8 protein-coding genes and 1 pseudogene are annotated in these 13,098 nt (G+C 73.1%); 3 read left to right on the forward strand and 6 right to left on the reverse strand.

Translation table 11 applies throughout. The features are described from left to right. Positions 1-69 precede the first annotated feature (69 nt). On the forward strand, positions 70-3,846 hold the full coding sequence (locus ACH4K4_RS13735) for a hypothetical protein (RefSeq protein ID WP_398167144.1): 3,777 nt from the start codon (positions 70-72) through the stop codon (positions 3,844-3,846). 21 nt (positions 3,847-3,867) lie between these two features. Here the strand turns inward: ACH4K4_RS13735 and ACH4K4_RS13740 are convergent, their stop codons facing one another. The 6 genes from ACH4K4_RS13740 to ACH4K4_RS13765 form a co-directional block, all read right to left on the reverse strand. Next, positions 3,868-4,542 (reverse strand): S1 family peptidase, encoded by a 675-nt coding sequence (locus tag ACH4K4_RS13740; protein WP_398167146.1) that lies wholly within the window; start codon positions 4,540-4,542, stop codon positions 3,868-3,870. A gap of 24 nt (positions 4,543-4,566) precedes the next feature. Then, positions 4,567-5,409, reverse strand: coding sequence for a carbohydrate ABC transporter permease (locus ACH4K4_RS13745; RefSeq protein ID WP_398167147.1), 843 nt, complete (start codon positions 5,407-5,409; stop codon positions 4,567-4,569). A gap of 4 nt (positions 5,410-5,413) precedes the next feature. Beyond that, positions 5,414-6,331, reverse strand: a complete 918-nt coding sequence (locus tag ACH4K4_RS13750) for a carbohydrate ABC transporter permease (RefSeq protein ID WP_398167149.1) — start codon at positions 6,329-6,331, stop codon at positions 5,414-5,416. Next, positions 6,328-7,692 (reverse strand): extracellular solute-binding protein, encoded by a 1,365-nt coding sequence (locus tag ACH4K4_RS13755; protein ID WP_398167150.1) that lies wholly within the window; start codon positions 7,690-7,692, stop codon positions 6,328-6,330. The genes ACH4K4_RS13750 and ACH4K4_RS13755 overlap by 4 nt, the downstream gene beginning before the upstream one ends. 63 nt (positions 7,693-7,755) lie before the next feature. Then, on the reverse strand, positions 7,756-8,454 hold the full coding sequence (locus tag ACH4K4_RS13760) for a response regulator (RefSeq protein ID WP_398167151.1): 699 nt from the start codon (positions 8,452-8,454) through the stop codon (positions 7,756-7,758). Beyond that, complete coding sequence (locus tag ACH4K4_RS13765) at positions 8,451-10,115, reverse strand: ATP-binding protein (protein ID WP_398167152.1); 1,665 nt, start codon at positions 10,113-10,115, stop codon at positions 8,451-8,453. The genes ACH4K4_RS13760 and ACH4K4_RS13765 overlap by 4 nt, the downstream gene beginning before the upstream one ends. A gap of 183 nt (positions 10,116-10,298) precedes the next feature. Here ACH4K4_RS13765 and ACH4K4_RS13770 point away from each other — a divergent pair, with 183 nt between their 5' ends. Together ACH4K4_RS13770 and ACH4K4_RS13775 are read left to right on the forward strand one after the other, a co-directional pair. Beyond that, positions 10,299-11,702 (forward strand): cation:dicarboxylate symporter family transporter, encoded by a 1,404-nt coding sequence (locus ACH4K4_RS13770; protein WP_398167153.1) that lies wholly within the window; start codon positions 10,299-10,301, stop codon positions 11,700-11,702. Positions 11,703-12,097: 395 nt separating this feature from the next. Further along, positions 12,098-13,098, forward strand: a pseudogene (locus ACH4K4_RS13775) (hypothetical protein); the annotation flags it as partial.

The following is a 13,098-nucleotide window of genomic DNA, read 5'->3' on the forward strand; positions in this document are numbered from 1 at the left end:
AGGAAGAAGGTGGCGGGGATCGCAGGGCCAGGGCAGCACAAGCCCCGGTTGGGACGGCCGGAGCGGCCGGTGGATCCCGAGGCCGGACCGGTGGAGCGGTTGGCCTGGGAACTACGGCAGTTGCGGGAGCGGGCGGGCGCGCCGAGCTACCGCACACTCGCCAAGACGGCACACTATTCGGCCAGCACGCTGGCGGAGGCGGCCAAAGGAGAGCGGCTGCCGACGCTCGACGTCGTCCTGGCATACGCGCAGGCGTGCGGCGGGGAGCGGGCCGAGTGGGAGGCGCGGTGGCGGGCCGCCGCCGGGGCCGGGGACGGCGAACCGGACGCGGTGCGGTGCCCGTATCCGGGGCTGGCCGCCTTCGAGGCGGCGAACGCCGCGGAGTACTTCGGCCGCTCGGCCCTGACCAAGGAGCTGTCGGAGCGCGTCGAACAGCACCCGCTCACCGTGGTCTTCGGCGCCTCGGGAAGCGGCAAGTCCTCACTGCTGCGGGCCGGGCTGCTGCCTCACCTGGGCGGGAACTGGCACCCGGCACTGCTGGCCCCCGGCGCGCGGCCGCCGGCCGCCCTCGCTGCGGCGGTGGCCCGGCTGACGGAGGACACCGGCGAGGAGGCGGGCGAGGAGGCCGCCGCGCCGGAACCCGGCCCCGCCCCCGAAGACGAGCCCGCGGCGCCGGCCGGCCCCGGCGCCCCGCTCGCGCACGCCCCCGCAGACCTCGCAGCCGACCTCCGCCGCCGGATGGACGAGGACCCCGCCGCCCTCGACATCGCCCTGCGCACCTGGCTGGCCGGACGGCCCGACCAGGCGCGTGTGCTGCTGGTGATCGACCAGTTCGAGGAGGTGTTCACCCTCTGCGCCGACGAGGCGGAACGTCACGCCTTCCTCGGTGCCGTCGCCGGCCTGGCCCGCTCCAGTGAACGGCGGATCCGTGTCGCCATCGGCATCAGGGCCGACTTCTACGCCCGCTGCTTCGTCCACGCCGGCCTGGTCGCCGCGCTGCGTACGGCCGCCCAGCTGCCCGTCGGGCCGCCCAGCAGGGCCGAGCTGCGCGACATCATCACCGAGCCCGCCCGGCACGCCGGCGTCCGGGTGGACGCGGACCTGGTGGAGGCGGTGCTCGCCGAGGCGGCCGGCCAGCCGGGCGCCCTGCCGCTGGTCGGGCACGCGATGCGCGAGGCGTGGGGCCGCCGCCGCGACGACACCCTGCGGCTGGCCGACTACCGCGCCACCGGCGGCATGCGCGGCGCCGTCGCGCAGACCGCGGAACGGATGTACGAGCGGGCCGCGCCCCCGCAGCGGGACGTGATGCGGGCGGTGTTCCTGCGCCTGACCGCGCTCGGCGAGGGCACGGAGGACACCCGGCGCCGGCTGCCGCGCCGCGAGCTGGACGGCCTCGCCGACCGGCACGAGATCGACGGCCTGCTGCGCAGGCTGGCCGCCGCCCGGCTGGTCGTGCTGGCCGACGGCACGGTCGAGGTCGCCCACGAGGCCGTCATCAGGGCCTGGCCCCGGCTGCGGCACTGGCTCGACGAGGACCGGGAGGCGCTGCGGACCCACCGCAGGCTCACCACCGCCGCCGAGACCTGGCACGAACTGGGCCGGGACGCGGGCGCGCTCTACCGGGGCGCGCAGCTGGCGGGCGCGCAGGCCTGGGCCAGGGCGCACGGCTCCGCGCTCAACGCGCTGGAACGTGACTTCCTGCGCAGCGCCACCGGCGCCGACCGGCGCCGCGGGCGCCGCGCGCGCTGGCTGACCGCGACCCTCGGCGCTCTCCTGGTCCTCGCCCTGATAGCGGCCGGCATCGCCTTGAAGCAGCGCTCGGACGCCGAGGCGCAGCGCCGGATCGCGGTCTCGCGCCAGTACGCGGCCCAGGCCAACGAGCTGATGCGGCAGCAGCCGGAACTCGCGGCGCTGACCGCGCTGTACGGCTACCGGCAGGCCCGCACGGTCGAGGCCAGGGGCAGCCTGCTCAGCGCCTACTCCGCCTACCGGGTCAACCAGTTCACCGGCCACACCGGCGTGGTGAACGCGGTGGCGTACTCGAACGACGGCCGCACGCTGGCCACCGCCTCGGTGGACCGTACAGTCAAACTGTGGGACGCCGGTACGACGAACCACATGTTCGCCACTCTCGTCGGTCACACCGGCGCGGTGTACGCGGTCGCCTTCAGCCCGGACGGCCGCATCCTCGCCTCGGCGGGGGACGACGGCGCCATCCGTCTGTGGGACGTCGCCTCCCGGCGCTCCCTCGCCGTGCTGGACGGCCCCACGCACCGGCTGACGTCGCTGGCCTTCTCCCGCGACGGCCGTACCCTCGCCGGCAGCGGCACGGGCAACGACGTCCGGCTGTGGGACGTGGCCTCGCGGCGGGTGGCAGCCGATCTCGCCGGCCACCGGAGCACCGTGACGGCGGTGGCCTTCTCCGCGGACGGGAAGGTCCTGGCCTCGGCGAGCGCCGACCGTACGGTCCGGCTCTGGGACGCGCGCAGCCACCGCCCGCTGGCCACGCTCACCGGCCACCTCCAGTCCGTCAACGCGGTCGCCTTCAGCCCGGACGGCCGCACCCTCGCCAGCGGGGGCGGCGACCGCACGGTCCTGCTGTGGGACGTCGCCCGGCACCGCAAGAAGGACGAACTCACCGGTACCGCCGACCGGATCATGGCCCTGGCCTTCTCGCCGGACGGCCACGGCCTCGCCGTCGGCAGCGCCGACGGCACCGTCCGGCTGTGGGACGTCACCGCCCGCAGCGCGGGGGAGAAGACCACCGCGCGCATCGAATCGGCGAGCGCGCTGGCCTTCGAGCCGGGCGGCACCGCCCTGGCCGTGCCCACCGACGACGACGGGGGCAGGGTGCGTCTCTGGCACCCGGCCGGCCGCAGGCAGGCCAGCGTCGGCGGCCGGCAGGGCGCGGTGACCGCGGTCGCGGTGTCCCCGGACGGCCGGGTCGTGGCCGCCGCGGGCAGCAAGCTGACGCTGTGGTCGTCCGACCGGCCGCGGCCGGTGCGGACGCTCGCCTCGCCACCGGGGATGATCGCCGGCCTGGCGTTCTCGCCGGACGGCAGCCTGCTGGCCTCCGTGCACGCCGACCGCAGGATACGCCTGTGGAACACGGCCACCGGCCGGCTGGCCGGCACGCTGGCGGGCCACACGAACACCGTCCGGCAGGCGGCCTTCTCGCCCGACGGCAGGAGACTGGCCACGATCTCCGACGACCGCAGCGTCCTCCTGTGGGACGTGGCCACCCGCCGCAGGACGGCCGCCATCCCCATGGCCGGCGCCGGGTCCACCGTCGTCTTCAGCCGTGACGGCAAAAACCTGATCACCACCGAGAACGGCTACAACGGCGGCACGGTACGGCTGTGGGACGCGGGCACCCGCCGCGAGGTCGCGGCCTTCTCCGGCCGCTCGTACCCCATCTTCGCCGCCGCACTCTCCAAGGACGGCGCGACGCTGGCCACGTCCGGCACGGACCACAGCGTCCTGCTGTGGGACGTGCGCGAGCGCCGGCTCACCGACGCCCTGACCGGCCACTCCAACAGCGTCACCTCGCTCGCCTTCAGCCCCGACGGACAGACCCTGGCCTCCGCGGGGGACGACGACGCCGTGCGCCTGTGGGACATGGCCACCCGCCGCACCACGGCCGTGCTCTCCGGGCACATGGGCAGCCTGCTGTCGCTGGCCTACTGGCCCGACGGCGGCGAGATCGTCACCGGGAGCGCGGACGGAACCGTACGCGAGTGGTACACCCAGGCCGACGAGGCGGCCAAGGGGATCTGCGACTCCTACCGGGCCGGCCACAGCACGAGACCGGCCCCGGGCGTGCCGGCCGACTGGCCCTGCCAGTGAGAGCCGCGCCGGCGACCAGACCTAGTGGAGGGTCAGGCCGAACGCCGCCAGCGCCGGTACGACCGGCTGGAGGTAGGTCTCGCCGCCGGACGCGCAGTCGCCGGTGGCGCCGATGGTGATGCCGATCGCCGTACGGCCCGAGGAGACCGGGCGGCCCGCCGTCTCGCCGCGTTCGGTGCAGAGCGCGGTCCGGGTGGCCCCGTACACCGTGCCCTCGGGGTAGGAGATGCTCGCGTTCACGGCCAGGACCCGGCCGCAGCGGGTGCCGGTCGTGCCGGCCAGGCACACCGACTGGCCTACGGCGGGCCGGGCGGCGCCGGTGATGTCGAGGTAGCGCCCACCGCCGAGGTCGATCTCCCCGGGGTAGGAGACGGCCGGGTTGGTGTAGCGGATCACGGCGTAGTCGTCGCCGGGGAAGCGCACCGCTTCCGTGACGCCGACGTGGACGGTACGGGCCGCGTCGGCGTACCAGTCCTGGGCGCCGTCCGCGCAGCGGCCCTCCAGGAGCGCGTAATAGCTGTTGCCCTTGGTGGCGTTGAAGCCGACGGTGCAGCGGCCCGCCGCGCTGTACAGGACGTTGCCGCCGCGGATCGCGGCGGGCGCGGCGTCGGCCGGCGGTGTCGTGGCCAGGGTCGCGAGCGTGGCGAGCGCCAGGGCGGCCAGGGAGCGGAGCACGGGGGCGGGTCTCGGTCGCACGGGTCCTCCTTTGGGAGGGACGGGTCAGCCCTTCACCGCGCCGCCCAGCGCGAACCCGCCGCCCAGCCGGCGCGAGATCAGCACGTACAGCAGGACGACCGGCGTCGAGTACAGGATGGAGAACGCCGCCAGCTGGCCGAAGGCGATGGCGCCGTAGTTGCCGAAGAAGGTGAAGATGCTGACGGAAGCGGGCAGTTGCTCGGGGGTCAGGAGCAGCAGGAACGGGACGAAGAAGTTGCCCCACATGATGGCGAAGCTGTAGATCGTCACGACGGTGACGCCGGGGCCCATCAGTGGCAGGATCACCCGCCACAGCGTCTGGAACCAGGAGGCGCCGTCGGTCCAGGCCGCCTCTTCGAGGACCCGCGGGATGCCGTCCATGAAGTTCTTCATCAGCCAGATGGCGAAAGGAAGTTGGGCGGTCGCGAGGAAGAGCGCGGTGCCGTACACGGTGTCGATCAGGTTGACCCGTACGTACAGCGCGTACACCGGCACCATGATCGCGGTGATGGGCAGGCAGGTGGAGAACAGGATGGTCAGCAGGTACGGGCGGCTGAACCGGGAGCGGTAGCGGGACAGCGGGTACGCCGCCAGGGTCGCGCAGGCGACCGTCAGGGCGGTGGCGCTGCCGCACAGCACCAGGCTGTTGAGCATCGGCGTGAAGGTGATCTCGTCCGTCAGCACCGCCGAGAAGTTGTCCAGCGAGGGCGAGCCGGGCACCCGTACGCGCAGCGTCGCCCCGGTGTCCAGGGAGGAGAGCACCAGCCAGGCCAGCGGCACCGCGAACGCCACGGCGACGACCAGCAGCGCCGCGTCGGCGGCGAGGCGGCGCCGGGCGCGGCGGGTCAGCAGGGGCCGGGCGCGCACCGCGTCACACCTCCTCGCGCAGCAGGCGCAGGTAGACGACGGAGAAGAGCGCGCCCACCACGAGCAGCAGCAGGGCGACGGCGGTGCCGTAGCCGATCAGCGACTTCAGGAACGCCTGGTCGTACATGAACACCGGCAGCGTCTGGCTCCGGCTGCCGGGGCCGCCCCGCGTCATGGCCCAGATCAGCCCGAAGACGGAGAGCGTCTGGAGGGTGTTGAGCATCAGGTTCGTGCCGATGGACCGGCGGATCATCGGCAGCGTGATGTGCCACAGCCGCTGCCGGCCGCCGGCGCCGTCCACCTCGGCGGACTCGGTGACCTCCCTGGGGATCTCCGAGAGCGCCGCCGAGTAGATCAGCATCGAGAAGGCCGTGCCCCGCCAGACGTTGGCGAACGACACGGCCAGGATCGGCAGCGTGAACAGCCAGTTCTGGGACGGCAGGTGGAGCCATTCGAGGATCGCGTTGAGGGTGCCGCGCCGCTCGAAGAAGGTGTAGAGCAGAAAGCCCGCGACGATCTCCGGCAGCACCCAGGCGGTGATGACGACGGCACCCGTGACGGTACGGACGGCCTTCGAGGCACGCCGCATCAGCGCCGCGAGCGCCAGCCCCAGGGTGTTCTGGCCCAGGATCGACGAGATCAGGGTGAAGACCAGCGTCAGCACGACGGCGTTCAGGAACGCGGGATCGCCGAAGGCGCGCCGGAAGTTGTCCACGCCCACGAAGGAGGCGGACTCCTGGCCGGTCAGTTGCAGGTCGGTGAAGGCGATGTAGACGCAGTAGCCGATCGGGCCGGCGAGGAAGAGCAGCAGCAGTACGGTCGCGGGGACGATGGGCGACCAGCGCAGCAGGGCCCGGCGGCGGGCCCGCGCGCCGCGGCCCGCCGTACCGTACGCGGTGGTCGGCGTGGCGGCACGGGTCATGGCTTGGCGACGACCTGGCCGTCCACGATGGACGTGAGCTGCCGGTCGTAGTCGCGGGCCGCCTTCTCGGGCGTGGCGGCACCGGAGGTGACCGCCTCCATCGCCTCGCCGATCGCCGCCGAGACCTTGGGGTAGACCGGCAGCGCCGGCCGGTACTGGGCCACCTTCACCAGGTCGGTGAAGAAGCCGATGCCGGGGATGGACTTGCGGTACGCGGGGTCGGCCGCCACGTCCTTGCGCACGGCGACCTGCGCGCCGCGCACACACCACTCCAGCGCGTTGCGCTGCGTCTGCAACGTTTCGATCAGCTTCCAGGCCAGGTCCGGCTTGCCCGACTGCCGCGGCACGGACCAGGTCCAGCCGCCGGCCAGGCTCACCTTGCCCGGCGCCGCGCCGTACTGCGTGGGGAACGCCGCCCGGCCGAGCGTCGTCGGCCACTCGGGCCACGGCTTCCCGCCGCCCTTGGGCTGCCACTGCTGGCCCAGCCAGGAGCCGTCCAGGTCGATCGCCAGCTTCTCCTCGGGCATCAGCTCGGTGGCCACGTTGCTCTGGATGTTGGGGCTGAGCGCGTCCGACACGTCGGGCCCCAGCTTCTCCCCGTACACGGCGTCGATGAACTTCAGGCTGTCCCGGAAGCCCTTGCTCCCGGTGACCCATTTCCGCTTCGCCGGGTCGTAGAGCTGGTCCTTGCCCGTTCCGTACAGCAGCATCTCGAAGCCCTGCATGACGGCGGCCTCGCCGGCGCCCTTGCCGGTGAAGACGTTGAGCGGGATGACGCCGGGCACCTTCCGCTTGATCGTGCGGGCCGCGTCCAGCACCTCGTCCCAGGTCCCGGGCCGCCAGTCCTGCGGCAGACCGGCCTTCTTGAAGATCTTCTTGTTGAACCACAGGCCCCGGGTGTCCGTCCCGTCCGGTACGCCGTACGTCTTGCCGTCCTGCGCCCGCGCGGCGGCCTTCGCGGCCGGCTCGAACTGCTTCCAGTCCGCCCACCCGGCGAGATAGGGGTCCAGCGGGCGCAACAGCCCTGCCGTGATGTCGGAGTTGATCAGGAAGGTGTCCTCGTAGACCAGGTCGGGGGCGGTCTTGGGGGAGCGCATCATCTGCTGGATCTTGGCGTAGTAGTCGTTCTCGGACGCCTGGATCGGGATGAGCTTGACCTTCTTGCCGGGGTTGGCCTTCTCGAACGCGCGAGCCACCATCTCGACGTAGTCGTCCCTGACCGTCACCTTGTTGTTGGTGTCCTTGGGGAAGGCCACCTTGAGGGTGTTCTTGTCGCCGCCGGAGCCGCCGCCGCAGGCGGTGAGCGTGCCGGCGGCCAGCACGGCGGCGGTGAGCAGAGCCATCGGAGCGGTGCGGCGCACGGCATGACCTCCAACTAGTCACGGCAGGCTGCCCGGTGACCGTAGGTCAGGGGCCGTGACCGGTCAATGCCCCGACCAGCGGTACCGCAATTCGGGGCGGCCCACCTGTCCGTACTGCGGAGCGCGGGCCGCGCGCCCCGTGTCGACGAGGTGTTCGAGGTAACGGCGGGCCGTGATGCGGGAGATGCCGATCTCGTCGGCGGCGGCGGTCGCGCCGAGGCCCTCGGGGGCGGCGCGCAGCGCATCGGTCACCGCGCGCAGGGTCGCCGCGGTCAGGCCCTTGGGCAGCGCGGCGGGCTGCGGTGAGCGCAGGGCCGCGATGGCCCGGTCCACCTCGTCCTGCCCGCTCGCCTCCCCGGCGCTCGCGCGGAACGCGGCGTACCGCAGGAGGCGGTCGCGCAGCGTGGCGAACGTGAACGGCTTCAGCACGTACTGCACCACCCCCAGCGACACGCCCTCCCGCACGACGGCCAGGTCGCGGGCCGAGGTGACGGCGATGACGTCGGCGCCGTGCCCGGCCGCACGCAGCGACCGCACGAACGCCAGGCCGTGGCCGTCCGGCAGGAAGAGGTCCAGCAGGATCAGGTCCACGCCGTGCCGGTCCAGGTGCCGCCGGGCCCCGGCGACGGAACGCACCGTGCCCGACACGGTGAAGCCCGGCACCCGGCCCACGTAGAGCGCGTGCGCGTCCGCCGCCACGGGGTCGTCCTCGACGACGAGCACCCGCAGCGGCTCCGTGGCGTCCGGGCGCGGCTCGCTCATCCGGCGCCCCCCGCCCTGGTCACGGCCTCCACGGGCCGCAGCGGCAGCCGCACGGTGAACTCGGCGCCGCCCTCGGGAGCCTCGCCCGCCCGCACGGTCCCGCCGTGCCGGCGCACGGCCTGCCGCACGAGCGCCAGCCCGAGCCCGCGGCCCGCGCCGCTCTTCGTGCTCCACCCCCACCGGAACACGTCCTCGGCGTCCGCCGCTCCCCGTACCCCGCTCCCGCTGTCCGCCACCCGCAACAGCAGCTCCCCGCCGTCGGCCAGCGCGGTGACCCGCACCCGGGCGCCCTCCGGAGCCGCCTCGATCGCGTTGTCCAGGAGGTTGCCGAGGACCGTGACCAGGTCGCGCGGCGGCAGGGACGACGGCAGGACACCGTCGTCGATCCGGCTGTCGGCGGTCAGCTCCAACTCGACGCCGTGCTCGTTGGCCTGGGCGGCCTTGCCGAGGAGGAGGGCGGCGAGGACGGGCTCGGCGACCGCGCCGACGACCTGGTCGGTGAGGGCCTGGGCCAGCTCCAGTTCGGCGGTGGCGAACTCCACGGCCTCTTCCGTGCGGCCCAGCTCGACCAGGGAGACGACGGTGTGCAGCCGGTTGGCGGCCTCGTGCGCCTGGGAGCGCAGCGCCCGGGTGACGCCGCGTACGGAGTCCAGCTCGCCGGCCAGCGCCTGGAGCTCGGTGTGGTCGCGGAGGGTGACGACCGTGCCGCGCCGTTCGCCGCCGGAGACCGGCGAGGTGTTGACGACCAGCACCCGGTCGTCGGTGAGGTGGAGTTCGTCGGTGTGGGGAGCGGGGGAGGCGAGGGTGCCGGCGAGGGCCGCGGGGAGGCCGAGTCCGGTGACGGGACGGCCCCTGGGGTCGCCGCGCAGCCCGAGGAGCTCGCGCGCGCCGTCGTTGAGGAGCGCCACCCGCCGCTCCCCGTCCAGCATCAGCAGCCCCTCGCGCACCGCGTGCAACGCCGCTTCGTGGTAGTCGTGCAGGCGGCCCAGCTCGGCGGCGTTCATGCCGTGGGTGTGCCGGCGCAGGCGCGCGTTGACGAGGTACGTGCCGAGTCCGCCCAGCGCGAGCACGCCGGCCGCGAAGGCGGCCGGCGTCGCGACCTGCCGCCGCAGCCCGTCGCTGATCGTCTCGACGGTGATGCCGGAGCTGACCAGGGCGACGACGCGTCCGCCGTGCTCCCGGTCCCGTACCGGCGTGATGACGCGTACGGAGGGGCCGAGCCTGCCGAGGTGCGTCTCGCCGAAGGTCCGGCCGGCCCGTGCCTGCGCGGTCCGGCCGAGGTAGGTGCGGCCGATGGCGGACGGCTCCGGGTGCGTCCACCGCTTGCCTGCCGTGCTCATGACCACAATGAAGTCGACTCCGGCGTCCCGCCGCAGCTGCTCGGTGTACGGCTGGAGCACGGCGGTCGGGTCGGCCGAACGCACGGCCCGCGCCACCGCAGGCGCGTCGGCGACCGCGGTGGCCACCGCGGTCGCCTGCCGGCGCGCGGCCTCCTCGGCCTGCCGCCCGGCCTGGACGTACGTGAAGCCGGCACACCCCGTCACCACGACGGCGACCAGTACCACCTGCACGGCGAACAGCTGCCCCGCCAGACTGCGGGGCCACCGGAAGCGGACGCGGCGGGCGGTACGCGGCGGACCCCCGGAACGGGAACTCGGCATGCGCGACAGTCTGCCCGGTCATTTATGCGTGAACGAAATGTACACAAGGGTGACGGGCGCCACAGCTGCGTGCATAGTCACCGGGACTGTTCTGCGTACGGGCCGCGTACCGGCACCAGCACGGGCCGCGTACGGGTTGCAGAGCCGCAGACCGGCGCAGAACCGAAGACCGAGGAGTCAGCCGTGGCCGCACAGACCCCACCGCCCGGGGGGAAGACCGAGGAGAGCGCACCGACCGGGAAGCGGGACCGGACGCATTACCTCTACATCGCCGTGATCGGCGCCGTGCTCGCCGGCATCGCCGTGGGCTTCGCCGCCCCCGGCTTCGCCGTCGGGCTGAAGCCGCTGGGCACCGGCTTCGTCAACCTCATCAAGATGATGATCTCGCCGGTCATCTTCTGCACGATCGTGCTGGGCGTCGGCTCGGTACGCAAGGCCGCCAAGGTCGGCGCGGTCGGCGGCCTGGCGCTGGGCTACTTCATGGTGATGTCCACGGTCGCGCTGGCCATCGGCCTGGTGGTGGGCAACGTCCTGGAGCCGGGTTCGGGCCTGCACCTGACCGAGTCGCTGCGGCACGCGGGACAGGCCCAGACGAAGGGCGGCGCGGAGACGACCACCGACTTCCTGCTCGGGATCATCCCGGAGACGCTGGTCTCGGCGCTCACCCACGGCGAGGTGCTCCAGACGCTGCTGGTGGCGCTGCTGGTCGGCTTCGGCCTTCAGGCGATGGGCGCCTCGGGCGAGCCGGTGCTGCGCGGCATCGGGCACGTCCAGCGCCTGGTCTTCCGCGTGCTGTCCATGATCATGTGGGCCGCTCCGGTGGGCGCCTTCGGCGCGATGGCCGCGGTGGTCGGCGCGACCGGCGTGGACGCGCTGAAGTCGCTGGCCGTCATCATGGTCGGCTTCTACGTGACGTGCCTGCTGTTCGTCCTCGTCGTGCTCGGCACGCTGCTGCGCCTGATCGCCGGGGTGAACATCTTCTCCCTGCTGAAGTACCTGGGCCGGGAGTTCCTGCTGATCCTGTCGACCTCCTCGTCCGAGTCCGCGCTGCCGCGGCTGATCGCGAAGATGGAGCACCTGGGCGTCAGCAAGCCGGTGGTCGGCATCACCGTGCCGACCGGCTACAGCTTCAACCTGGACGGCACCGCCATCTACCTGACGATGTCCTCGCTGTTCATCGCGGAGGCGATGGGCAGCCCGCTCTCGATCGGCGAGCAGGTCTCGCTGCTCGTCTTCATGATCATCGCGTCGAAGGGCGCGGCGGGCGTCACGGGCGCCGGACTGGCGACGCTGGCCGGCGGGCTCCAGTCGCACCGGCCCGAACTGGTCGACGGCGTCGGCCTGATCGTCGGCATCGACCGCTTCATGAGCGAGGCGCGGGCGCTGACCAACTTCGCGGGCAACGCGGTGGCCACGGTCCTCGTCGGCACCTGGACCAAGGAGGTCGACAAGACCCGGGTGGACGAGGTGCTCGCCGGCCGGCTGCCGTTCGACGAGCGGACGCTGAGCCCGGACGGCCACGGCACGGACGGCGCCGAGGCGGCGGACCGGCCCGCCGACGGCCCCAAGGAGCCGGCGAAGGTCTGAGCAGGGCCGGGCTGTCCGCTGCCCGGCATCTCAACGTGGGCGGCGCGTACGGGTTTTCCCGGCGCGCCGCCCACGCGCGTACGCGTCCGACCTGCCAAGGTCGCACGCGGCGAAAGGGGGGCTTGGGCCGAGAAATCCTACATGTCGCTTACAACGCCTGGATGGTGCCATAACACCCCCATCACGTTTACAGGGGACTCCTTGTGAAACGTTGCCACTAGATCCCCAACTGCATATCGTCCCCTTTCTGTCTCGCTTCGAGACGGTCACAAAGAAAGATCTGGGGGGACACCATGCAGCGCCTGAGAGCGCGCTCCCTGAGCTTCCGTCACAGACCGGAGGCTCATCCTCGAATCCAGGACATACCTGGCGGGCCCGCGAGGTCGCGGCCCTTGGTGACGATCAGCACCCTGCTCGCGGGCGCGATGGTGGTCTCACTGCTCCCGGGCCAACTCGCCTGGGCCGACGGGGTGGAAGGCTTCGAGCTGCGCCCCGTACAGGAGACGGCGTCCGTGCCGGGCACTCCGCTGTCACCGGACACCTCCACACCTCTCAGCGACACGGACAAGAATCCGTGGACGCCGCCCAAGGTGACCTGGCCGCAGGCCGGCGAGAGTGAAGTCACCCTGGACGACAGCGGCAAGGCGGCCGTCAAGACCGCCGCACTCGGCCGGACGGCGACGGCCCACAGGCCCGCCGGGAAGCTGCCGGTGAAGGTCGCCCCCGCCGGCGGGGAAGCCGGCGGCACCGGGACGAAGCAGGCCCCCGGCATCCGCCGGGCAGCCGCGGCGAAGAACGGCGAGGACGCACCGCAGCGGCCCGCCAAGGTGAAGGTACGGCTCGCCGGCCGCGAGGCCACCCAGCGGGCAGGCGTCGACGGCGTACTGCTCAGCGTGAGCCGCAGCGACGGCGCGAGCACGTCCGGCCGCGCCTCGGTCCAGCTCGACTACACCGCCTTCCGTGACGCGTACGGCGCCAACTGGGGCGCGCGCCTGCGGCTCGTACAGCTGCCGGCCTGTGTCCTGGACACACCGGAGAAGGCCGAGTGCCGCACCGCCACCCCGCTCCGGACGGACAACGACTCCGAAAGCGGCACCGTGACCGCCGAGGTCGACGTCCCCGCCGGCGCCCACGACACCGGCGGCAAGGGCCCGCAGATGCGGACGATGTCCGTACGCTCGGCCGCCGCGACCGTCCTGGCCGCCAGCGCCGCTCCTTCCGGCGGCGAGGGCGACTTCTCGGCGACACCGCTCTCTCCCTCGGGATCCTGGAAGGCGGGCGGCAACGCGGGCGCCTTCTCGTGGTCGTACCCGATGGAGGTGCCGTCGGTTCCGGGCGATCTCAAGCCCAAGCTGGGGCTCAGTTACTCCTCGGCGGCCATCGACGGCCGTACCGC

This window comes from Streptomyces sp. NPDC017529 (assembly GCF_044329785.1).
Taxonomy (GTDB): Bacteria; Actinomycetota; Actinomycetes; order Streptomycetales; family Streptomycetaceae; genus Streptomyces.

What these genes read in the sequence shown, in the direction of transcription:
- ACH4K4_RS13765 (WP_398167152.1), bottom strand. Translation starts at nt 10,115, where the DNA reads ATGCCGAGTTCCCGTTCCGGGGGTCCGCCGCGTACCGCCCGCCGCGTC.
- ACH4K4_RS13760 (WP_398167151.1), bottom strand. Translation starts at nt 8,454, where the DNA reads ATGAGCGAGCCGCGCCCGGACGCCACGGAGCCGCTGCGGGTGCTCGTC.
- ACH4K4_RS13750 (WP_398167149.1), bottom strand. Translation starts at nt 6,331, where the DNA reads ATGACCCGTGCCGCCACGCCGACCACCGCGTACGGTACGGCGGGCCGC.